Consider the following 21,523-nt stretch of genomic DNA (forward strand, 5'->3'; position numbering starts at 1 on the left):
TTCATCGCAGGCGCTTTTTTTGTGCCCGCGATGTTGCGTTATGGCGGTGGTGCGCGGGACACCTTCGGGTGTGCCGGGCTCCTTTCGTCCCGGTCGGCCAACCCGCGTACTGCTGCCACCCCAACTTGCTTGGCCGCGAGCGGTGGCAGTTCCACAACGAAAGGAACTCATGCATGACCATCAGAAATCCGTTCAAGATCCTCGCATTCGTTCTCCGCCGCCGCACCCCTCCGGCGCCTCCCAAACCCCACCGTTTCTACCCCATCTGCAACCAGTCGCACCCAACCCCCAAGCAGGTGCCCCATGACTGACCACGAACGCTTATCCACCCTCCAAAGCTACGCCTGGACACTCGAACTGCTCGGTGAAGCCCTGGTCCAGCACGATGAAGTGCTCGAGTGCGAACACAACCCGCACCTGAGCTTCCGCAACACCGCCGGCATCCACCAGGCGATTAGGATCATCAGCCGACTGGCCAGCGAGCAGTGTGGAAAAGTGAGCTTGTTGCAGGACGAAGAGGGGGAGGGAGAGTAGGGCCGATTGGGTAACCGGCAACCGGCGCAATGCGGATGCGGGCCTTACACAGCCCCTTCGTTTTGCGCCCTTTCCAGGTTGTTCACCAGCAACCACCACAGATGCTCAGCGGCGGGATGCAGCCGGCGATCCGAGCTTCGCAAGATGTGGCACTGCGAGCCCCTCGCGATCGGGTGATCCAGTGGTATCGCCGAAAGCGAATTCCCGCCCTGTTGCCCAAGCGCTTGAGCGGTCATGAAACCCACCCCCAGCCCTGCTTGGCATAAAGCGATCGCGACCGACTGCTGGTTACAGCGATAGGCAGGGGTAAACACCACGTTCTCCGACTCGAACATCTTGTTGATGTAGCGCTGTATGCCGTAGCTGTTGGTCAGCGCGATAAGCCTGTGCTGCGCCAGCGCTTTGATGGGAATGCTGGTGAAGTCGTTCAAGGGATGGTCGTTGGGAACGATGGCGCAGATGGGGCCTCGGGTGAAACTGCGACGTTGCAGCGAAACGTTTTCGATAGGCCCGAAAGACAAGGCCATATCGACTTCCCCGCGCACCAGCATCATCAGCGTCGCACTCATGTCGCCTGAACTGATGTCGACGAAAACATCCGGGTAGACCTTGGAAAACTCACGCAACTCGTTGGCCACAAAGTTTGCAACCATGCCTGGCCCAATCCGCAGGTTCACCGTCCCGCCCTTCATGTAGCGAAGGTCATTCAAGTGCCTGCTCAGCAGTTCGCGGCGTTCCTGGGTTTCCGCATAGTGATCCGAAAGCAGCTTGCCGGCCTCGGTCAACACCACGTTTCGTCCACGGCGCTCAAGCAGCGGTAGATGCAAGCTGCGTTCGAGCAGCGCCACCTGGCGGCTGATCACGGAAGGATTGACGTTCAGGACATCGGCTGCCTTGCGGATACCTCCGTGAAGCCCGACTTCGTGGAGATAGCCCAGACGCTTTTCCTGCAGTTCATTGTCCATTTTCGTGACCTACGGCGGCAGCTAACTGTTGACCTGAGGGCAACAATCTAGTGGTGTGCCTCGTATTTTTCAAGCCAGGATGCCCTCCCATACTGGGGCTTCATCAAGCGCATCACAGGCCAAGACATGAGTAGCGTGCAAGCGTACCTTCAGGAGCATTCCGACAGCCTTTTCGCCGATTTGAGGCTGCTGGTCAGTGCGGAATCACCTTCTACAGATAAACGTGCGGTCGATGCCTGCGGGGAGGTGCTTCGGGAAATCATGGCGCAGCGTCTTGGCGCTAGCGTCGAAGTCGTTCCTCGTGAAGCGTACGGTAACCATCTCGTTTTCACGGTCGGTAAAGGCTCGAAGCGCACGGCTATCCTCGGGCACTTCGACACAGTCTGGGATATCGGGCGCCTGCCCATGAAAATCGAGGACGGCAAGTTTTACGGCCCGGGTGTATTGGACATGAAGGCCGGACTTGTTCAGGCCATTTGGGCGACCAAGGCCCTCATTGATCTTGGATTGCTCAATGACCGGGAGATCCGTTTCTTGTGCTCCAGCGATGAAGAACTCGGTAGCCCGAGTTCTCGCGAGTGGATCGAAAGCGAAGCGGTGCAGTGTGAGCAGGTGCTTGTCGTCGAACCGGCTACCTCGCATACCAACGCGCTCAAGATCGAGCGCAAAGGAACCGGGCGTTTCGACATCAAGATCAAGGGCCGTGCGGCCCACGCCGGCAACAACCCGGAGGACGGGGTCAGTGCCGTGCACGAGATGGCCGAGCAGATCCTGTTCCTGCATGGCCTGAACGCTCCAGAGTTGGGGACCACCCTGAACGTGGGGATCGCCAAGGGTGGTCAGCGAACCAACGTCGTTGCCGACAGTGCCGAATTGAGTGTCGATTTGCGCGTCAGCAGTGTGTCGGAGGCAAGGCGTATCGAAGGGTTGGTCAATGCAATGAAGCCCTGCCTGGCGGGGGCGCAGGTTTCTGTAACGGGTGGCCTGGTGCGCCCGCCGCTTGAATATACGCCTGCAAACCAAGCGCTATTCGCGGTTGCCCAGGAAGCAGCAACCGCGCTGGGTATTCAGATCGAAGGTGCCTCGGTGGGCGGGGGAAGTGATGGAAACTTCACGTCCGCAGTCGGCGTGCCCACGTTGGATGGGCTTGGCGCTACGGGTGTCGGGCCACATGCCATTCATGAACACATCATTATCTCGGACTTGCCAGTACGCGCTGCACTTCTGGCCGAGCTCATTCAGAGACTTTGAATCTACCGAGAACATTTAGAGTAATGGCTATGATAAATACAAAATCGGCCCTTGAGGCGGCGAGCGACGCCTCGAAAAGCGCAAAGCAAGAAACCAAGAGCCCCTATGTTTTTCTGTTCGTCGTCCTGGTCTTCGCCGCTATTGCGACCTGGATAATTCCGGCTGGGTCTTTTGACCGTGAAATGCGCGATGGCATTTCATTCGTGATTTCGGGAAGCCTTCATCCGGTCGCCCAGAACGGCGCTCTGCCCCTGGAAGTTTTTACAGCGATAGCCACAGGCTTGCAGAAGTCGGCACCGATCATTTTCCTGATCCTGTTCACGGGCGGTGCGTTGGCAGTACTGGAGCGCACCGGGGCCATTCATCAAGCGTTGAATGGCATCGCCAACAGCACCCGGCTCAATGACTTCTTGATCGTTGCCATGTTCGGTCTGATTTTTGGGGCACTCGGCACGACGGGCGTTGTGGTCAATGCGGTGGTCGCATTCGTTCCGATTGGCCTGCTGGTGGCCAAGTCCCTGGGTTTGAACCCTATCTTCGGGGTGTCGCTGGTCTACCTGACGTGTGCCTCGGGTTTCAACGTGGCGCTTACCAACCCGGTCACCACCGGGCTTACCCAGCGACTTGCACACCTTCCGCTGTTTTCCGGCTTTGGGCTGCGCGGGATCACGTCGGCGCTGTTCATTCTCGCGTGCATTGTTTTCCTGACGCTGTATGTGCGTGCTTGCCGCAAGAACGGAGAACGGCGGCCTGAAGTTTCCGAGGTAACCGGGCAGGGGGAAAAGGCGACAGCCCGTCACTGGGTGATTCTGGCCTTCGCCTCGCTTTGCCTGGGGGCTTTCATCTACGGTGCCATGACCCTGAAATGGGGTGAAGTCGAAATGACGGCGATGTTTGTCTTCATGGCGATGGTGGCGGGGATGATTGGCAGGCTTTCGGCGTCCGACATTGCCAACAGTTTTCTGGGTGGATGCTCTCGGATCGTATCAGGGGCGCTGATCGTCGGCATGGCACGTGCCATCTCGATCGTCCTTGAAAACGGCCACATCCTTGACCCCATTGTCGGCTTCCTGGCTGATGTATTAGCCCCGCTGCATCCTGCGATGGCAGCGCTCGGCATGTATGTCAGTGCGGCGCTGATGCACTTTGCGATTTCTTCCGGGTCGGGCGAGTCGGCGTTGCTTATTCCTATCTATGTGCCTATCGGCGACATGATCGGGTTGACGCGGCAAGTGGTGGTACATGCGGTGTTGTTTGGTGAGGGGATCGTCAACTGTATCAATCCAACATCCGGCGTGCTGATGGGCGTGTTGGCTGTGGCAGGCATTCCGTTTGGCAAGTGGGTGAAGTTTGTAGCGCCGTTGATTGCTGTGTGGATGGTGATTTGCGTGGTCGTTTTGATTGTTGGTGTGGAAATAAAGTGGGGGCCGTTCTAACAGGCATTCACGTCTGTAGAGGCTGTAGAGGAACCTGTGGGAGCCGGCTTGCCCCGCGAAACAGGCAGCGCGGAGCATGGCACCGGCTTCGCCGGTGTTCGCGGGACAAGCCCGCTCCCACAGGATTTGCGCCAGCTTTTAGAAATTGAGCAAGACAGTTGCTCCCACAGGTAACCATAGCTTTCAAAATTTGGGGTGTAGCATCAGTCGCGTAGCAGGGCTGGGATGGCTCTTACGTAAACCAGCTCACTCACCAACTCCACCAACGTCTGGGTAATCACTGCCGCCGCCGCCAACCCGCGCAATTCCTCCGGCAGCGCCAACGCCAACGGCAACACCACCAGTGAATTGCGCGTCGAGGCGCTGAAGGTCACCGAGCGCGCCTCGGCCACCGGCAACCGCAGCACCCGCGCGGCGACGAAGCCAAGCACTGGTGCCAGCAGCATGAAGCCGATGTACACCGGAATCACCGGCAGCAACCGGTCGAAATCGCGCCACACCACGGCAATCTGCGAGCCGATCACCGCCACCAGCACCAATGCCATCGCCGGCACCGGCATCCACGCCCAGCCGTCGTTCCAGGCCGATACCGCACGCGAACGACGAGCCCCGGCGCTGGTGAGCACGGCAAGGACCATCGGCAACACGATCAGCAACGCAAACGCTTCCACGAATGGCGCGATGGCAATCGTCACCTCGCTGCCATCACCCAGCATCACCGCCAGGTACACCGGTAACAGCACCAGTTGCACCAACAGCAGTACGGGCGTTGCGGCGAGGGTCAGGCGCGAGTCGCCTTTGCCGATGTGGGTGAACACCACCACGTAGTCGATACACGGCGTCAGCAACACCAGCAGGGCGCCGATGAGGATCGCGGGGTGTTCGACCAGGCCACGGGTGATGGCCCATACCAGCAATGGCACCAGGATGAAGTTGGCGAGCAGCAGGGCGGTCATGAAGCGGCGGTTGCCCAGGCCTTGGCGCAGGTCGAGGAAAGGGATCTGCAGGAACATCGCGTACATCAGCACGGCAATGGCGGGGGTGACCAAAGCTTCGAGGTGATGCGCGGCGCCGGGGGCCAGCAGGCCGAAGGCGACGGCGGCGATCACCACGGCGAAGTAGATCGGGATCTGCTGGGTTTCGAGTTGCTCTCTGGTCAAAGCGGGGCCTGTACGCGGTGGACTGAAGCGGCACAGGGTAATACGCGAGGGCGGGCTGTAGAACAAAAAAGCCCGGCACTAAGGCCGGGCTTTTTCACATCAGGCGTTTGCCGATCAGTTGCCGTAAACCGGCAGCTTCTTGCAGATGGCCTTGACCTTCTCACGCACGGCGTCGATCACCGCTTCGTTGTTCAGGTCGGCGAGGATGTCGCAGATCCAGCCAGCCAGTTCCTGGCACTCGGCTTCCTTGAAGCCACGGGTGGTGACGGCTGGGGTGCCGAAACGCAGGCCCGAGGTCACGAACGGCGAACGTGGGTCGTTCGGCACCGAGTTCTTGTTGACGGTGATGAAGGCTTTGCCCAGCGCGGCGTCGGCGTCCTTACCGGAGATTTCCTGCTTGATCAGCGACAGCAGGAACAGGTGGTTCTGGGTGCCGCCGGAAACGACGTCGAAACCACGCTCGATGAACACGCTGGCCATGGCCTGGGCGTTCTTCACCACTTGCTGCTGGTAGGCCTTGAACTCAGGCTGCAGGGCTTCTTTGAAGCAGATGGCCTTGGCGGCGATCACGTGCTCCAGCGGGCCGCCCTGGGCGCCTGGGAAGACGGCGGAGTTCAGCTTCTTCTCGATGTCGGCGTTGGCACGGGCCAGGATCAGGCCGCCACGTGGACCGCGCAGGGTCTTGTGGGTGGTGGTGGTGACCACGTCGGCGAACGGCACCGGGTTCGGGTACACGCCTGCGGCAACCAGGCCAGCGACGTGGGCCATGTCGACGAACAGGTAGGCACCGACCTTGTCGGCGATGGCGCGGAAGCGTGGGAAGTCCAGCACTTGCGAGTAGGCCGAGAAGCCGGCAACGATCATCTTCGGCTTGTGCTCGACAGCCAGGCGCTCGACTTCGTCGTAGTCGATCAGGCCGTTGGCGTCGATGCCGTACTGGATGGCGTTGTACAGCTTGCCCGAGGAGCTGACGGAAGCACCGTGGGTCAGGTGGCCACCGTGGGCCAGGCTCATGCCCAGGATGGTGTCACCGGCCGACAGCAGGGCCAGGTAGACGGCGGCGTTGGCCTGGGAGCCGGCGTGCGGCTGGACGTTGGCGTAGTCGGCGCCGAACAGTTCCTTGGCGCGGTCGATGGCCAGTTGCTCGACCACGTCGACGTACTCGCAACCACCGTAGTAACGCTTGCCTGGGTAGCCTTCGGCGTACTTGTTGGTCAGCACCGAGCCCTGGGCTTCCATGACGGCTGGGCTGGTGTAGTTTTCCGAAGCGATCAGCTCGATATGCTCTTCCTGGCGCAGAGCTTCTTGCTGCATGGCTTCGAAGAGCTCGGCGTCGTACTTGGCAATGGTCAAATCACGGCTGAACATAACGGTCCTCAAGGATCGGGCGGGATTGGGGGGGCATTCTAACCGATTGATTCGCGCCTGGCATATGAACTGGCATCAAGTCGCGGACCAATGGGCTTCATGTTGCATCCCGCGCCGTTTCTGGGCTGGCGTGGGGGCGCGAGTTGACTTTGGGGTCCGGTTTTGGGGGCGCTTTGCACCCCAATCGCCGGCAAGCCGGCTCCCACAAAGTACAAGGCACCACCTCACCCCCTGTGGGAGCCGGCTTGCCGGCGATGAGGCCGGTGCAGACCCCCTCAATGGAACATGAACAGCGTCTCGTTGGAGAACTGCGCCTCGAACTGGTTCGCCGGCATCGGCCGTCCGAACAGATACCCCTGCACCTCGTCACAACCATGCTCGCGCAGGAACTCCAGTTGCTCATGGGTTTCCACCCCCTCGGCGATCACCGCCAGGTTGAGGCTGTGGGCCATGGCGATGATCGCCCGGGCAATCTGCGCGTCCTGCTCGCCTTCGGGCAGGCCGTCGACGAAGGTGCGGTCGATCTTCAGCACATCGATGGGGAACTGCTTGAGGTAGTTGAGCGACGAGTAGCCCGTGCCGAAGTCGTCGACCGCAATGCTCAGCCCCAGCACTTTCAGGCCGTCGAGTATCTGCATCGCTTCGTAGACGTCGCGCATCAGGATACTTTCGGTCAGCTCCAGTTCCAGGCACGCCGGCGGCAGCCCGGTTTCCTCGAGGATCCTGGCGATGCGGTTGCCCAGCTGGCCGTCGGAGAACTGCCGCGCCGAGATGTTCACCGACACCTTCGGCACGCGCACCTTGGCCTTGTGCCAGGCCTTGAGCTGGCGGCTGGCCTCGCGCAGTACCCAGTCGCCGACGTCCACCACCAGGCCCAATTCCTCGATCACCGGGATGAAGTCGCCCGGCGGCACCAGGCCGCGGGTCGGGTGGCGCCAGCGCAGCAGCGCCTCGGCACCGGTCAGGCGCTTGCCGTCACCGCTGAACTGCGGCTGGTAGTAGAGGATGAACTCGTTCTGCTCCAGGGCGTGGCGCAGGTCGCTTTCCAGCTCAAGGCGCTCCAGGGCGCTGGCGTTCATTTCGGCCTGGTAGAACTGGAAGTTGTTCTTGCCGCGCTCCTTGGCGTGGTACATGGCCGTGTCGGCGTTTTTCATCAGCTGGCTCAGCTCGCTGCCGTCCTGCGGGCTGAGGGCGATGCCGATACTGGCCGTGACGAAGAACTCGCGGTTTTCCAGCACGAACGGCCGCACCAGGCTGGCGAGGATGTTCTCGGCCACATGGATGGCGCGGTTGAGCGCCATCTCGCGGGTGGCGCGCGGTTGCAGCAGCAGGGTGAACTCGTCGCCGCCCATGCGTGCCACGGTGTCGTCATCGTCGACGCAGGCCAGCAGGCGCAGGGCCATGTCCTTGAGCATGCGATCGCCTGCGGCGTGGCCCAGGGAGTCGTTGATCGGCTTGAAGCGGTCGAGGTCGAGGAACATCAGTACCACCCACGACTTCTGCCGCTCGGCCTGCTGCAGCGCTGTGTGCAAACGGTCCTGGAACAGCGTGCGGTTGGGCAGGTGGGTGAGGGCGTCGTAGTAGGCCAGGCGGTGGATGCGCTGTTCGCTAGCCTTGCGCTCGCTGATGTCGGTGAAGAAGCACACGTAGCTGGCCAGGTCGCCCTCGTCGTCCAGCACCGCGGTAATGCCGACCCAGGCCGGGTAGTGGTCGCCGTCGCGGCGCTTGAGCCACACTTCGCCTTCCCAGCTGCCCCGCAGGTGCAGCTGCTTGAGCACATAGCGCAGATGGCTTTCCTGCTGCTCGTCGACCGTGAGCATGCCGGGCAACTGGTCCAGCACGTCGCTCACCGCATAGCCGCTGACGCGGCTGAAGGCTTCGTTGGCCTGCACGATGTAGCCGGCCGGGTCGGTGATGAGGATCGCCGAGGTGGAGTGCTCGAACACCGTCGCGGCCATGCGCAGGTCTTTTTCCGCACGGCGCTGCTGGCTGATGTCGCGGCCCACGCCGAGCACGCCCTCGAAGCGTTCGTTATCGTCCCATACCAGCACCAGGCGCAGCTCGATGGGGATCTTGCGGCCGTCGGCGCGCAGGCAGTCGAACAGGAACAGCTGGGTTGGCAGATGCTGGCGCAGTTGCGCCAGTTGTTCGCGGTCGCCCATGGCCCGGCTGACCCGCTCCATCAGGCTGTAGATGCCGGTGAGCTGGGCGGGGTTGGCGACGATCGATTGCCAGCCGTTGTCGAAGATCCACTCGGCCGGGTAGCCCAGCACCGCTTTCACCGAGGGGCTTACATAGTTGAGCTGCAGCCGGCTGTCGGTGGAGAAGATCACGTCGCTGATGCTTTCGGCGAGCATGCGGTAGCGCTGCTCGCTGTCGCGCAGCGACTGGCTGGCTTCGATCTGCACGGTGACGTCCTTGCCCACGCCGATGATGCGGGTGACCTGGCCGTCGCTGTCGCGGGTAAGCACTTGTTCGCGAATGTCGTAGCAGCGCCAGCCGCCGTCGCGGTGGCGGAAGCGCAGTTGGGTATGCAGCGCCTGGCTGTGGCCGTTGCCGCGCTGCTGCTGGCGCAGGGCCTGGTAGTTGGCGGCGTCCTCGGGGTGCAGCAGCAGCTCCCAGAAGCGCTCGCCCATCTGCGTCAGCTCGGTGCGGTCGTAGCCCAGGGTCTGGCCGAGGTGGCGGTTGGCGAAGATCATCCGCTGGCTGAGCACGTCCTGCACGTACAGCTGGTCGGGGACGGTGCGCACCACGTCCGACCAGAAGCTTTCGCGCTCCAGCAGCGACAGCTCCACCTGCTTGCGGCTGGTGATGTCGCTGATGCTGAGGATCACCGCCTGGTAGTCACGGCGCTGCTGCGGCAGGCGCGCCATCAGCCACAGGTGCAGCTCGCCACCCAGCGGCGCCGGCAGGCGCACCTCCAGTTCAAGCAACGGGCGCTGTTCGATCAGCGCGTCGATCAGTTGCATGCCGATGCTGTCGCGGCCATCGCCGCTGCCATCGATCAGCCGTTGCCAGGCGCCTTCGTGGCACTCGACGTTGAGCAGCTGGCGCGCCACCTGGTTGATTTCGGTGATCTTCAGCTCGTGCAGCAACGTGCGCCGCAGGTTGCTGTCCAGGGCCAGGCTCTGCTTGAGCGCCGCGCGGTTGCGCAGGTGGTAGCGGTCGAGCTGCCCGGGCAGGCTGGCCAGGTCGAGCACGCACAGGGCCACGCCGGTGCCCTCGAAGATTTCCTGATAGCGCCGGCGGTCTTCCTGCAGCGCGCGCTGGCGGCGGCGCATCTTGAACAGCGCCAACACCGGCAGCAGGGCGCAGAACAACGCCAGCAGGCACTTGCCGAGCAACGCCGGCAGCAGCTTTTCGCGGGCCAGGGCGGCGTCGTACAGGCCGCGAAGCTGCCAGGTGCTGTTGTCGATGAAGGCCAGCATCACGCTTTGCAGGGGCTCGTCGCTGGTCGCTGCCGGGCCATGGCGTTCCAGCACTTCGCCGCTGCGGCTGTTTTCCAGCAACCACAGCGGGTGGCCGGGGCCGTCCAGGTGCACGGTCAGGGTGCGGTAATAGTCGCTGGACAGGCGCAGCAGCCAGTAGCCGCGGTCCTGTTCGCTGGCCTGGCGCAGCAACAGGTAGAGGGTGCGGTTGTCTGGCGAGTTGGTGAAGAAGAACGAACGGCCCTGGTTCAGCATCAACAGCTCGTCAATCAGCTGGCGGTCGGGGCTGCCGGCCAGGCTGTCGCTGCTCAGTTGTCCGCTGTGCTCGATCCAGGCCACGTCGCGCAGGCTGGGCAGGCGTTCGCGCAGGGTGGCCAGCAGGCTGGGCAGGGCTGCCGGTGTCGGCGCCTTGACGTAGGGCTGCACCACATTCAGCGCCTGCTGGGCCTGCAGCGCCATGTTCAGGCTCAGGTGGTCGGCAAGTTCCGCGCTCGCCTCCAGGTTCTGCTGGCGCTGGTCGGCCTGTGTATGGCGAAACTGGGCGAACAGTTGCCACAGCAGCAGGCCCAGCAGGACCAACGCGAGCAGGGCCAACGCACCCTTGATCGAACCGCGCAGGGACGCGACCGGGGCCGAGGTAGCAGGGCACAGCGACGACGGATGATTGAGATTGGTCAAACGTTGGTCCTGCGATTGGGCTGGCGATGGCAGGTTTTGTTATGCACGGCGTGTGCCGGCCAATACGAAGGCCGGGACCGTGGTGGCGCACTATAAGCCGGGCACCCGAAACGAACCAGTATTATGGCAAAGTGCCAGTTCGCTTGTCTGCTGCCGACGGTCGTGCTCGCGGGCGGTGGGTTCGGCAAGACCCTGCTTCCTGTGCGAGAATGCCGGCCGCTTCAATGACAACGCTTCGGAGATGTTCGGTTTTGGTTACTCACTTTTCCACCAATGGCCTCGATTCCGCCTGTGGGCGCAGCAGTCAGACCCTTGTCAGCACTGCCGTGACCGAGGACGTATCGTGCAAGTCGTGCCAGCGCTCGCTGGTCAAGCCTGAGGCGGCAGCTGCCGCGAAGAACAAGACGCCATCGCTGGCCGAACTGCGCAAGACCGCCAAGGCGGCGGCAGAGCCGGCTGCGGTTGCAGCCGTGGCCAAGCCTGCGGCCAAGGTCGCCAGCGCACCGGCTGCCAAGCCGGCCAAGGCCGTTGAGCAGCCTGCCCGCAGTGGCGGCTTCAGCGTGAAGGCCGCCTATGCCGCGCGCCTGGCCGAGCAGGGCGACCGTTGCCGGTTGCCGCGGGGCAAGGCCAAGCAGCGCCACGTCTGAGCCTTCTCTAGCATCTGCGCCGGCCTCTTCGCGGGGCAAGCCCGCTCCCACAAAAGGCCCGCTAGCTCCAGGCCTGCGGTGAACATGTGGGAGCGGGCTTGTCCCGCGAATGGGCCGCACAGCGGCCCCCATCCCCCCACCATCCGACCACCCTGTGAAACGCCGCGCGTTGGCGTAGAATGGGCGTCTTTGTTCATTCACACCCCGTAAACACATCGCCCTGGCCTTTTGCCGGGGCGATCGTCGATGTCTTTATCTATCTATTTAGAGGGCTTGGTTTTGGCTCAATACGTCTACACCATGCATCGGCTGAGCAAAGTCGTGCCGCCGAAGCGGGAAATTCTCAAGAACATTTCCCTGTCGTTCTTCCCTGGCGCCAAGATCGGCGTGCTCGGCCTGAACGGCGCGGGTAAGTCGACCCTGCTGCGGATCATGGCGGGCGTCGACAAGGAATTCGACGGCGAAGCCCGTCCGATGCCCGACATCAACGTTGGCTACCTGCCCCAGGAGCCGCAGCTGGACCCGAACAAGACCGTGCGTGAAGTGGTCGAGGAAGCGGTCAGCGTGATCAAGGACGCCCAGGCTCGCCTGGACGAGGTCTACGCGGCCTACGCCGAACCGGATGCCGACTTCGACAAGCTGGCTGCCGAGCAGGCCAAGCTCGAATCCATCCTGCAGGCGGCCGACGGCCACAACCTGGAGCGTCAGCTGGACGTCGCCGCCGACGCCCTGCGCCTGCCCGCCTGGGATGCCCGCATCGAACACCTGTCCGGTGGCGAGAAGCGCCGTGTGGCGCTGTGCCGCCTGCTGCTGTCGGCCCCCGACATGCTGCTGCTCGACGAACCGACCAACCACCTGGACGCCGACTCGGTAGCCTGGCTTGAGCGCTTCCTGCACGACTTCCCGGGCACCGTGGTGGCGATCACCCACGACCGTTACTTCCTCGACAACGTCGCCGGCTGGATCCTCGAACTGGACCGCGGCGCCGGCATCCCGTACGAAGGCAACTACTCGGGCTGGCTGGAAGCCAAGTCGGACCGTCTGGCGCAGGAATCCAAGCAGCAGAGCGCCCACGAGAAGGCCATGAAAGAGGAACTGGAGTGGGTGCGCAAAGGCGCCAAGGCCCGCCAGTCCAAATCCAAGGCCCGTCTGCAGCGCTTCGAAGAAATGCAATCGCAGGAATTCCAGAAGCGCAGCGAAACCAACGAGATCTACATCCCGGCCGGTCCGCGCCTGGGCGACAAGGTCATCGAATTCAAGAACGTCAGCAAGGGCTATGGCGATCGCGTGCTGATCGACAACCTGTCGTTCGCCATGCCTAAAGGCGCGATCGTCGGCGTGATCGGTGGTAACGGTGCCGGTAAGTCGACCCTGTTCCGCATGCTGATGGGCAAGGAACAACCGGATTCGGGCAGCATCGAGATCGGTGAAACCGTGCAGCTGGCCTGCGTGGACCAGAGCCGTGAAGACCTGGACGGTGGCAAGACCGTGTTCCAGCAGGTTTCCGACGGTTCGGACATGATCCGCATCGGCAACTACGAGATCCCGTCGCGTACCTACGTTGGCCGCTTCAACTTCAAGGGCGGCGACCAGCAGAAGTTCGTCAAGGACCTCTCCGGTGGTGAGCGTGGCCGTCTGCACCTGGCCCTGACCCTGAAGGAGGGCGGCAACGTCCTGCTGCTCGACGAACCGTCCAACGACCTCGACGTCGAAACCCTGCGTTCGCTGGAAGAAGCCCTGCTGGACTTCCCGGGCGCTGCGATCGTGATTTCCCACGACCGTTGGTTCCTGGACCGTGTGGCTACCCACATCCTGGCTTACGAAGACGACTCGAACGTGGTGTTCTTCGAGGGCAACTACACCGAGTACGAAGCGGATCGCAAGAAGCGCTTGGGCGACGCTGCTGCCCAGCCGCACCGTGTACGGCACAAGAAGCTGGCGCAGTAAGCCGGTTTCGGATGCACAAGAATGGGGCCCTCAGGGGCCCCATTTTTGTGCCTGGGGTAAAAGGGTGGTGTCCCTTCGCGGGGCAAGCCCGCTCCCACAGAATCTCCCACGATTTCAGGGGTTCTGGAGTCCCCCTGTGGGAGCGGGCTTGCCCCGCGAAGAGGCCAGATTTGCCAACACGAATCGTGGTGTTTTGTATACATTTATATAAAACGCACCAAATAATTTCAAAAAAACGACATTTCGCCCTATTCCCGTGCGATTGCTTCTTGGTACATTGCGGAAAAAACCAATAAGTCCAATCCCTCTTGGTGAGATGTCTACCATGATCGAATCTGTCGACCATTTCCTTGCGCGTCTGAAACAACGCGATCCTGCCCAGCCTGAATTCCACCAGGCCGTCGAAGAGGTGCTACGCAGCCTCTGGCCGTTCCTCGAAGCCAACCCTCACTACCTGCAAGCCGGCATTCTCGAACGCATGGTCGAGCCCGAGCGCGCCGTGCTGTTCCGCGTGTCGTGGGTCGATGACCAGGGCAAGGTCCAGGTCAACCGCGGCTACCGCATCCAGATGAGCAGCGCCATCGGCCCGTACAAGGGCGGCCTGCGCTTCCACCCGTCGGTGAACCTGGGCGTGCTCAAGTTCCTGGCCTTCGAGCAGGTGTTCAAGAACTCCCTGACCTCGCTGCCCATGGGCGGCGGCAAAGGTGGCTCGGACTTCGATCCGAAGGGCAAGAGCGATGCCGAAGTCATGCGCTTCTGCCAGGCCTTCATGAGCGAGCTGTACCGCCACATCGGCGCCGACGTCGACGTGCCGGCCGGTGACATCGGCGTGGGTGCCCGCGAGATCGGCTTCATGTTCGGCCAGTACAAGCGCCTGGCCAACCAGTTCACTTCGGTGCTGACCGGCAAGGGCATGACCTACGGCGGCAGCCTGATCCGCCCTGAAGCCACCGGCTACGGCTGCGTGTACTTCGCCGAAGAAATGCTCAAGCGTCGCGATCTGCGCATCGATGGCCGCCGCGTGGCCGTCTCCGGTTCCGGCAACGTTGCCCAGTACGCTGCGCGCAAGGTCATGGACCTGGGCGGCAAGGTGATCTCGCTGTCGGATTCCGAAGGCACCCTGTACGCCGAAGCGGGCCTGACCGACGCCCAGTGGGACGCGCTGATGGAGCTGAAGAACGTCAAGCGTGGCCGTATCAGCGAGCTGGCCGAGCAGTTCGGGCTGGAGTTCCGCAAGGGCCAGACCCCGTGGAGCCTGCCGTGCGACATCGCCCTGCCGTGCGCCACGCAGAACGAGCTGGACAGCGAAGACGCCCGCACCCTGCTGCGCAACGGCTGCATCTGCGTCGCCGAAGGCGCCAACATGCCGACCACCCTGGAAGCTGTGGATATCTTCATCGAAGCCGGCATCCTGTATGCCCCGGGCAAGGCCTCCAACGCCGGTGGCGTTGCGGTGTCGGGCCTGGAGATGTCGCAGAACGCCATGCGCCTGCTGTGGACCGCCGGTGAAGTGGACAGCAAGCTGCACAACATCATGCAGTCGATCCACCATGCTTGCGTGCACTACGGTGAAGAGGCCGATGGCACGATCAACTATGTGAAGGGCGCCAACATCGCGGGCTTCGTCAAGGTAGCCGACGCCATGCTGGCTCAGGGCGTGGTCTGATGTAATAGTTGGGGCTGCTTTGCAGCCCAATCGCCGCGGTTCGTCGCCACGACAAGCCGGCTCCCACAGTATCAGCGGCGCTGCTGTACCTGTGGGAGCCGGCTTGCCGGCGATTGGGGCGCGCAGCGGCCCCGCCTTTCAGGCTTCAATACCAATCTCGATGATCTCGATCGACTGATCCCCCGCAGGCCGCCGCCACACCACTTCATCCCCAGCCTCGGCGCCCAACAACGCCCGCCCAAGCGGCGACCCCCAATTGATCAGCCCCCGGCCAGCATCGGCCTCATCCTCCCCCACCAGTTGCACCACATGCTCCTGGTCCTGCTCATCGACAAACCTCACCCGGCTACCGATCTGCACCTTGTCCGTCGAGGTGGCGGCAGGCACCACCTGCGCGCTCTGCACCCGGGCGCTGAAGTAGCGCAGATCGCGCTCGGTATCCGCCAGGCGCTGCTTGTCCGCACCCTCACCCTGGGCCTGCAGTTCACTGCGTAGCGCATTGAGCTCGGCCACGCGCTGCTGCAGCTGGCGCAGGCCACTGGCGGTGAGGTAGTTGGGTTGGTCGCTGACGCGCCGCTCCACGGGTTGATCGGCCTGGGCGGCGGCCTGGTCCTCGTTGACGAATGCTCGGCTCATGGGCGGGCCTCCTTGTGCTGGAGACCATGGTGACAGGTCGCAGGTTTCAACGGATGTCCGTTTGCGACCTAGTCGTGACGATAGGCACGCGCGGCGTCGCGGTCTTTCTCCTGCTGCCATTCGCGGTCACGCTCGTCCCAGTAGCGGTCACGGTACTGGCGTTCATCCTCGCCATTCTTCATGGCATTGCACTGGCGAAAACCATCGTCCCAGCCGGTTTCGTACTGGCGGTTGTGCAGGTAGCGCGGGACATCCTTGCGAAAGTCGCCAGCCATGACCCCGGCGGCCTGGCGGCCGCTGCTGCAGCCGTCCTGGAAGCCGTCGGCGTAGGAGGGCGGGTAGCCTTGGCTGAGCATCTGCTCGTGGGTGGTTTCGCAAGCTGACAGCAACAAGGCAATGCATAAGCCGAACCAGTACCGCGACATGACCTTCGAGACCCTCTGAGTGATACAGGAAAGTCTAGGTGGGCAGTTGTCGTGGGGCTGTCAAAACAGTGTCAAAGCGTCGGTTGGTTCACATTGAATATTCTGTGGTCTGTGCCGGCCCTTTCGCGGGGCAAGCCCGCTCCCACAAGGTTCACCACAAGTACCCTGTGGGAGCGGGCTTGCCCCGCGAAAGGGCCAGTACAGGCCACCATCAATAGTGATACCACTTGAGTTCCAGCATCACCTCATTCTGCGCCGTCGCCAAATGGCTGAACTCCCGCGAAGCACTAAGCCTCAGCCCGAGGTTCTGGCTGATCTCCCACTGCTGGTTCAGGCTCACACTGCGCCGCACCTCGCCATTGGTGAAGTAATCGCCCTTGGCCTCCAGCGTCAGGTTGCCCAGCCCGTTGCGCCACAACAGCCCGCTATTGAACCCCGCCGCCGGTGCGATGAACTGGGCGAAGTCGTTGTGGTGCTCGATCCGCACCGTCCCCAGGGCAAAGCCCAGCAAGCCATCGGCCAGCTGCCAGGTGCCCCCGGCACCGCCGTTCACATGACTCACCAGCACCTCGTCGTCATGCTTGCCCGGTACCCGCTCCAGGCCGCCGGCAACCTGCCACGACCAGGGCTTGAGCAGCGCGTTGCGCGGCGTCAGCGAGCGAATGGTGGCCAGGTCCAGGCGCTGCACCTGCCAGTCGTTGCCTTCGTACTGGCGCAGCTTGAGCTGGAGGATTTCAATCTGGGCACCCAGGGGGAAGCCATAGGCGTTGTCGTTGAGGTCGTGATAGGCCATGCGCAGGCCGTACTCGGCATAAGCGCGGTCTTCACGGGTACCGGCCCCCAGCTGCCAGGTGCGCGAGTCATGCCCGTCCTCAGGCAGGCCGGGGCGTTCGATTTCCAGTGGCGGCGGCGGGTTGCGGTTGATCGCCCGCAGCAGCTCGAAGCTGCGGGCTGCCTGGCCGGGGTCGCGCTCCTGGCCGTTGGCGCGGTAGCGCTCCAGGCGGTAGGCGGCATCCTGCACCAGCGCCTGGCGTTCGCGGGGCAGGGCGGTGAACGCGGGGCTTTGCAGTTGCGCCGTGTCGGCACTCACGGCCAGCACCTGGCGTTTTTCGTCGGGGTCCAGCGGCTCGGCGCGGGCCAGCAGTTCGCGTTCGCGCGAAGGGCGGTAGGTCTCGCTGGCCACCAGGCCCGATTGCTTGACGGCCTTGACCGTATCGGTGGGGATGGCGGTGATCGGGAACTGCGAGGTCAGGTCCAGGCTCGGCCGGGCCACTTGCAGTAGCTCCAGCAGGCGGTAGGAGCAGTTTTCGTCGAAGAAGAAGTAGTCGAACTGGATCTGCTTGAGCTCCCACACATGCTCGACCATGCGCCCGGTTTCCTCGGGCGTCAGGTCCAGCTGGTACTCCCACAGGTCGCGGTTCTCCAGGCTGCGGTATTCGGAGAGTTTTTCCTGGTAGGGCATCAGCGCGAACAGGCCCGGGTAGCCACCCATCAGGCCTTTCCAGGCATACAGAATGCTGTTGTCGCTGCCTTCGATATAGGCACCGAAGTTGATCGCGTAGCTCAGCAGCGTGGTGTCGTCGCTGCGGGTCGTGGACTGATCGATGCGCAGCAGGGTATGGCCGAACATCGACGACGGGCTGTTCAGGTAGGCCGCCGGGAAGATCAACGCGGCGCTGTGCGGGTCGATCGACTGGTACCAGGTCTTGAACTCCTGGCAGTCCGGCTGCGGCAGGCCTTGGAGGTCAAGCTGCTCGCGCAGCCAGCGGGTACGCGCGGGGAACACGCATTGGGCGTGTTTGTCGCCCAGGTTGGCCGGGGCGTACAGCGCCTGCACCGTGGCCCGCAGTTCCTGGTCCGGGTGGTGCGCGCCGTCCTCGGCGAGGAAGAATGCGTCATCGTCCACATAGCTGCGCCAACCACCGAGCTTGGCGGTTTCGTAATGACCCAAGGCGATCCAGTAGGGGGTGTTGGCCAGTTGTTGCACACGGGCGTCGTCCAGCACCGGTGCAGCCTGAACGGGGGCGCAGATACACAGCGCCAGGTAAGCGAGGCGTTTGAGCATGTCGGGCAACTACTTCTTAACGATGCCGAAAAAGGCGAAACCCGCCCCGGGGTGGGGCGGGAGTAGCTGCGTTTAGGCCTCGGTAGCGTACTTGGCCAGGCGCGGGTCGTTCTTCAGAACGGCGAGGGTGTTGTTGTGGACAGTCTCGGCAGTCACGTCGGCGCTGCTGAAGATCTGGCTGAAATGCTGGTGGGCAACCGAGGCGAAGTAGCCGCGGTCTTCCGGTGCCACGCCCAGGACCACGGCGTAGGTGGTCAGGGCTTCGCCCTGGCCCATGGCCATGTCTTCGGACAGTTCGTTCATCATGCCGTTCATGGCGAACCAGGACTTGCCACCGTAGGTCAGCGAGGCCTTGGTGGAACAGCCGTTGGTGCCGGAGGTCATGCCGAACGTGGCGTTGCCGGAGGTGCCGTTGGTGGTGGAGGCCAGGAAGTGAGCCGGGGTGCCGCGCTGGCCTTCGAACAGCATGTTGCCCCAGCCGCAGTTCGGGCCACCTGGCGCTTCGGCCATGGCGTTGAGGGAGACCACGGTGAACAGAGTACCCAGAAGAATCCGTTTCATAGCATTTGTTCTCTATTTGTCTTAACCAAGGGTCAGGGTTTCTGGCAACTCGGTTGCCAGGTCGGGAAAGCGTTTCACCCACCCGCGCAGCTTGGAGTTTAGGCACGATCTAAAGGTTGCGTCGTTCATTGCGAAAAATTTGCTCCTGTACTACCGCGTGGGCGCTGCGACATAAAGTCCCGCCGAGCCTTGCAACGCGCGCGCGGGCAGCGCCAGAATGCTGCGTATCCGCCCCGCCGAAGTAAGGAAACCCAATGCCCGATCCTGTCGCTGCGCGCCTGCGTCTCGCGCCTGAAGCCCTGACCCGGCGTTTCTCCCCCGAGCAGTTTGCCTTTACCCATACCGACGATCTGGAGCCGTTTCGTGGCGTCCTGGGCCAGGAGCGTGCCGTCGAGGCCCTGCAATTCGGCGTGGCCATGCCGCGCCCTGGCTACAACGTGTATGTAATGGGCGAGCCCGGCACCGGCCGCTTCTCGTTCGTCAAGCGCTACCTCAAGGCCGAGGGCAAGCGCCAACAGACCCCGGCCGACTGGCTCTACGTCAACCACTACGACGATGCACGCGAGCCGCGTGCCCTGGAGCTGCCCTCCGGCAGCGCCGCGGCGTTCATCAGCGACATGGGCGGGCTGATCGACAACCTGCTGGCCACCTTCCCGGCGGTGTTCGAGCACCCGTCGTACCAGCAGAAGAAAGGCGCCATCGACCGCGCCTTCAATCAGCGTTACGACCGCGCCCTGGATGTGATCGAGCGCGCTTCGCTGGAAAAGGACGTGGCCCTGTACCGCGATGCCAGCAATGTCGCCTTCACCCCGATGGCCGACGGCAAGGCGCTGGACGAGGCCGAGTTCGGCCAGCTGCCGGAAGAGGTGCGTGAACAGTTCCACGAGGACATCGCCCTGCTTGAAGAGCGCCTCAACGAGGAACTGGCGAGCCTGCCGCAATGGAAGCGCGAGTCGAACAACCAGCTGCGCCAGCTCAACGAAGAAACCATCACGCTGGCCCTGCAACCCCTGCTGGCGCCGCTGTCGGAAAAGTACGCCGAGAACGCGGCGGTGTGTGCCTACCTGCAGTCCGTGCAGCTGAACCTGCTGCGTACCGTGGTCGAGCAACTGGTCGATGACAGCAAGACCGACGCCGCCGCGCGCAAGCTGCTCGAAGAGCAGTACGCCCCGAGCCTGGTGGTGGGCCACAACGCTGACGGTGGCGCACCTGTGGTGTTCGAGCCGCACCCGACCTACGACAACCTGTTCGGCCGGATCGAATACAGCACCGACCAGGGCGCGCTGTACACCTCCTACCGCCAGCTGCGCCCGGGTGCGTTGCACCGTGCCAACGGCGGGTTCCTGATCCTCGAAGCCGAGAAAATGCTCGGCGAGCCGTTCGTGTGGGATGCGCTCAAGCGTGCCCTGCAGTCGCGCAAGCTGAAGATGGAGTCGCCGCTGGGCGAGCTGGGCCGGGTCGCCACCGTCAGCCTGACGCCGCAGATGATCCCGCTCAACGTCAAGCTGGTGATCATCGGCTCGCGCCAGCTGTACTACGCGCTGCAGGACCACGACTCGGACTTCCAGGAGATGTTCCGGGTGCTGGTGGACTTCGACGAAGACATGCCGATGGTCGACGAGAACCTGGAGCAGTTCGCCCAGTTGCTGCGCACCCGCACCAACGAGGAGGGCATGGCGCCGCTGACCAGCGATGCGGTAGCGCGCCTGGCCACCTACAGCGCGCGCCTGGCGGAAAACCAGTCGCGCCTGTCGGCACGTATCGGTGATTTGTTCCAGCTGGTCAGCGAGGCCGATTTCATTCGCCAGCTGGCCAGTGACGAGATGACCGACGCCGGGCATATCGAACGTGCGCTGAAGGCCAAGGCCACCCGCACCGGTCGCGTCTCGCAGCGGGTGCTCGACGACATGCTCGCCGGCATCATCCTGATCGACACCGAGGGGGCGGCAATCGGCAAGTGCAACGGGCTCACCGTGCTGGAAGTCGGCGACTCGGCGTTCGGTATGCCGGCGCGTATTTCCGCCACCGTCTACCCGGGCGGCAGCGGCATCGTCGACATCGAGCGCGAGGTCAACCTGGGCCAGCCGATCCACTCCAAAGGGGTGATGATCCTCACCGGTTACCTGGGCAGCCGCTATGCCCAGGAATTCCCCCTGGCGATTTCGGCGAGCATCGCCCTGGAGCAGTCCTACGGCTATGTGGACGGCGACAGCGCTTCGCTGGGTGAGGCCTGCACGCTGATCTCGGCACTCTCGCGCACACCGCTCAAGCAGTGCTTCGCCATCACCGGTTCGATCAACCAGTTCGGTGAAGTGCAGGCGGTGGGCGGGGTCAACGAGAAGATCGAGGGCTTCTTCCGCCTCTGCGAGGCCCGTGGCCTGACCGGCGAGCAGGGGGTGATCATCCCGCGCGCCAACGTCGCTACCTTGATGCTCGATGAGCGGGTGCTGCAGGCGGTGGAGAACGGCCAGTTCCATGTCTACGCGGTCAGCCAGGCTGACGAGGCGCTGAGCCTGCTGGTGGGCGAGGACGCCGGGGAGCTGGACGACAAGGGCCAGTTCACCGAAGGCAGCGTCAATGCCCGGGTGGTCGAGCGCCTGCGCGAGATCGCCGAGATGATCAGCGAAGAAGAGATCGAGCGTGCGGAAAAGGAGCGCCTGGAAGAGGTGATTGCCCAGGCCAAACCCGCCTGAGTCAATAAATCGGCGCTGGCGGCCATGTGCTACCGTTCAGCGCCGGTTTTCAAACTTTCTGTG

16 protein-coding genes are annotated in these 21,523 nt (G+C 63.1%); 8 read left to right on the forward strand and 8 right to left on the reverse strand.

What is annotated here, in order from left to right; genetic code table 11:
• Positions 1-173 precede the first annotated feature (173 nt).
• Both PMI38_RS27055 and PMI38_RS06550 read left to right on the forward strand, forming a co-directional pair.
• A complete protein-coding gene (locus tag PMI38_RS27055) occupies positions 174-311 on the forward strand; it encodes a hypothetical protein (protein ID WP_008091986.1) in 138 nt (45 codons plus the stop codon).
• The gene (locus PMI38_RS06550) at positions 304-534 is read left to right on the forward strand and encodes a hypothetical protein (RefSeq protein ID WP_008091988.1); all 231 of its coding nucleotides are present in this window, start codon (positions 304-306) and stop codon (positions 532-534) included. The genes PMI38_RS27055 and PMI38_RS06550 overlap by 8 nt, the downstream gene beginning before the upstream one ends.
• Before the next feature lie 44 nt (positions 535-578).
• On the opposite strand, the gene PMI38_RS06555 is transcribed toward PMI38_RS06550, so the two are convergent.
• On the reverse strand, positions 579-1,499 hold the full coding sequence (locus tag PMI38_RS06555; protein WP_008091989.1) for a LysR family transcriptional regulator: 921 nt from the start codon (positions 1,497-1,499) through the stop codon (positions 579-581).
• A gap of 126 nt (positions 1,500-1,625) precedes the next feature.
• Here PMI38_RS06555 and PMI38_RS06560 point away from each other — a divergent pair, with 126 nt between their 5' ends.
• Together PMI38_RS06560 and PMI38_RS06565 are read left to right on the forward strand one after the other, a co-directional pair.
• Positions 1,626-2,750 (forward strand): M20 family metallopeptidase, encoded by a 1,125-nt coding sequence (locus PMI38_RS06560; protein WP_008091990.1) that lies wholly within the window; start codon positions 1,626-1,628, stop codon positions 2,748-2,750.
• A 29-nt stretch (positions 2,751-2,779) separates the two neighbouring features.
• Positions 2,780-4,186: a YfcC family protein gene (locus tag PMI38_RS06565; RefSeq protein ID WP_008091991.1), complete on the forward strand. Its 1,407-nt coding sequence runs from the start codon at positions 2,780-2,782 to the stop codon at positions 4,184-4,186.
• Positions 4,187-4,389: 203 nt separating this feature from the next.
• Here the strand turns inward: PMI38_RS06565 and PMI38_RS06570 are convergent, their stop codons facing one another.
• The 3 genes from PMI38_RS06570 to PMI38_RS06580 all read right to left on the reverse strand — a co-directional run bounded on the left by PMI38_RS06570 (position 4,390) and on the right by PMI38_RS06580 (position 10,820).
• Complete coding sequence (locus PMI38_RS06570) at positions 4,390-5,346, reverse strand: arsenic resistance protein (protein WP_008091992.1); 957 nt, start codon at positions 5,344-5,346, stop codon at positions 4,390-4,392.
• Positions 5,347-5,460: 114 nt separating this feature from the next.
• A complete protein-coding gene (gene glyA, locus PMI38_RS06575; protein ID WP_008091993.1) occupies positions 5,461-6,714 on the reverse strand; it encodes a serine hydroxymethyltransferase in 1,254 nt (417 codons plus the stop codon).
• 275 nt (positions 6,715-6,989) lie between these two features.
• Positions 6,990-10,820: a sensor domain-containing protein gene (locus tag PMI38_RS06580; RefSeq protein WP_008091994.1), complete on the reverse strand. Its 3,831-nt coding sequence runs from the start codon at positions 10,818-10,820 to the stop codon at positions 6,990-6,992.
• Positions 10,821-11,071: 251 nt separating this feature from the next.
• Between PMI38_RS06580 and PMI38_RS06585 the strand changes: the two genes are divergently transcribed.
• The 3 genes from PMI38_RS06585 to gdhA all read left to right on the forward strand — a co-directional run bounded on the left by PMI38_RS06585 (position 11,072) and on the right by gdhA (position 15,080).
• Complete coding sequence (locus PMI38_RS06585; protein ID WP_008091995.1) at positions 11,072-11,467, forward strand: hypothetical protein; 396 nt, start codon at positions 11,072-11,074, stop codon at positions 11,465-11,467.
• 279 nt (positions 11,468-11,746) lie between these two features.
• Positions 11,747-13,414, forward strand: coding sequence for an energy-dependent translational throttle protein EttA (gene ettA / locus PMI38_RS06590; protein ID WP_008091996.1), 1,668 nt, complete (start codon positions 11,747-11,749; stop codon positions 13,412-13,414).
• Between the two features lie 325 nt (positions 13,415-13,739).
• Positions 13,740-15,080, forward strand: coding sequence for an NADP-specific glutamate dehydrogenase (gene gdhA / locus PMI38_RS06595; protein WP_008091997.1), 1,341 nt, complete (start codon positions 13,740-13,742; stop codon positions 15,078-15,080).
• A 138-nt stretch (positions 15,081-15,218) separates the two neighbouring features.
• Here the strand turns inward: gdhA and PMI38_RS06600 are convergent, their stop codons facing one another.
• From PMI38_RS06600 to PMI38_RS06615, 4 genes are all read right to left on the reverse strand, one after another.
• Positions 15,219-15,716, reverse strand: coding sequence for a GreA/GreB family elongation factor (locus tag PMI38_RS06600; protein WP_008091998.1), 498 nt, complete (start codon positions 15,714-15,716; stop codon positions 15,219-15,221).
• Between the two features lie 68 nt (positions 15,717-15,784).
• Entirely contained in the window at positions 15,785-16,141 is a 357-nt protein-coding gene (locus PMI38_RS06605) for a hypothetical protein (RefSeq protein ID WP_008091999.1), read from the reverse strand.
• 211 nt (positions 16,142-16,352) lie between these two features.
• On the reverse strand, positions 16,353-18,206 hold the full coding sequence (locus PMI38_RS06610; protein ID WP_008092000.1) for an Lnb N-terminal periplasmic domain-containing protein: 1,854 nt from the start codon (positions 18,204-18,206) through the stop codon (positions 16,353-16,355).
• Between the two features lie 72 nt (positions 18,207-18,278).
• Positions 18,279-18,767, reverse strand: a complete 489-nt coding sequence (locus PMI38_RS06615) for a DUF3015 domain-containing protein (RefSeq protein WP_008092003.1) — start codon at positions 18,765-18,767, stop codon at positions 18,279-18,281.
• Between the two features lie 254 nt (positions 18,768-19,021).
• Between PMI38_RS06615 and PMI38_RS06620 the strand changes: the two genes are divergently transcribed.
• Complete coding sequence (locus tag PMI38_RS06620) at positions 19,022-21,460, forward strand: Lon protease family protein (RefSeq protein ID WP_008092005.1); 2,439 nt, start codon at positions 19,022-19,024, stop codon at positions 21,458-21,460.
• The last annotated feature ends 63 nt before the right edge of the window (positions 21,461-21,523 follow it).

This window comes from Pseudomonas sp. GM84 (genome assembly GCF_000282535.1).
GTDB lineage: Bacteria > Pseudomonadota > Gammaproteobacteria > Pseudomonadales > Pseudomonadaceae > Aquipseudomonas.

What these genes read in the sequence shown, in the direction of transcription:
- PMI38_RS06550 (WP_008091988.1), top strand. Translation starts at nt 304, where the DNA reads ATGACTGACCACGAACGCTTATCCACCCTCCAAAGCTACGCCTGGACA.
- PMI38_RS06560 (WP_008091990.1), top strand. Translation starts at nt 1,626, where the DNA reads ATGAGTAGCGTGCAAGCGTACCTTCAGGAGCATTCCGACAGCCTTTTC.
- PMI38_RS27055 (WP_008091986.1), top strand. Translation starts at nt 174, where the DNA reads ATGACCATCAGAAATCCGTTCAAGATCCTCGCATTCGTTCTCCGCCGC.
- PMI38_RS06565 (WP_008091991.1), top strand. Translation starts at nt 2,780, where the DNA reads ATGATAAATACAAAATCGGCCCTTGAGGCGGCGAGCGACGCCTCGAAA.
- glyA (WP_008091993.1), bottom strand. Translation starts at nt 6,714, where the DNA reads ATGTTCAGCCGTGATTTGACCATTGCCAAGTACGACGCCGAGCTCTTC.
- PMI38_RS06600 (WP_008091998.1), bottom strand. Translation starts at nt 15,716, where the DNA reads ATGAGCCGAGCATTCGTCAACGAGGACCAGGCCGCCGCCCAGGCCGAT.
- gdhA (WP_008091997.1), top strand. Translation starts at nt 13,740, where the DNA reads ATGATCGAATCTGTCGACCATTTCCTTGCGCGTCTGAAACAACGCGAT.
- PMI38_RS06615 (WP_008092003.1), bottom strand. Translation starts at nt 18,767, where the DNA reads ATGAAACGGATTCTTCTGGGTACTCTGTTCACCGTGGTCTCCCTCAAC.
- PMI38_RS06620 (WP_008092005.1), top strand. Translation starts at nt 19,022, where the DNA reads ATGCCCGATCCTGTCGCTGCGCGCCTGCGTCTCGCGCCTGAAGCCCTG.
- PMI38_RS06555 (WP_008091989.1), bottom strand. Translation starts at nt 1,499, where the DNA reads ATGGACAATGAACTGCAGGAAAAGCGTCTGGGCTATCTCCACGAAGTC.
- PMI38_RS06605 (WP_008091999.1), bottom strand. Translation starts at nt 16,141, where the DNA reads ATGTCGCGGTACTGGTTCGGCTTATGCATTGCCTTGTTGCTGTCAGCT.
- PMI38_RS06610 (WP_008092000.1), bottom strand. Translation starts at nt 18,206, where the DNA reads ATGCTCAAACGCCTCGCTTACCTGGCGCTGTGTATCTGCGCCCCCGTT.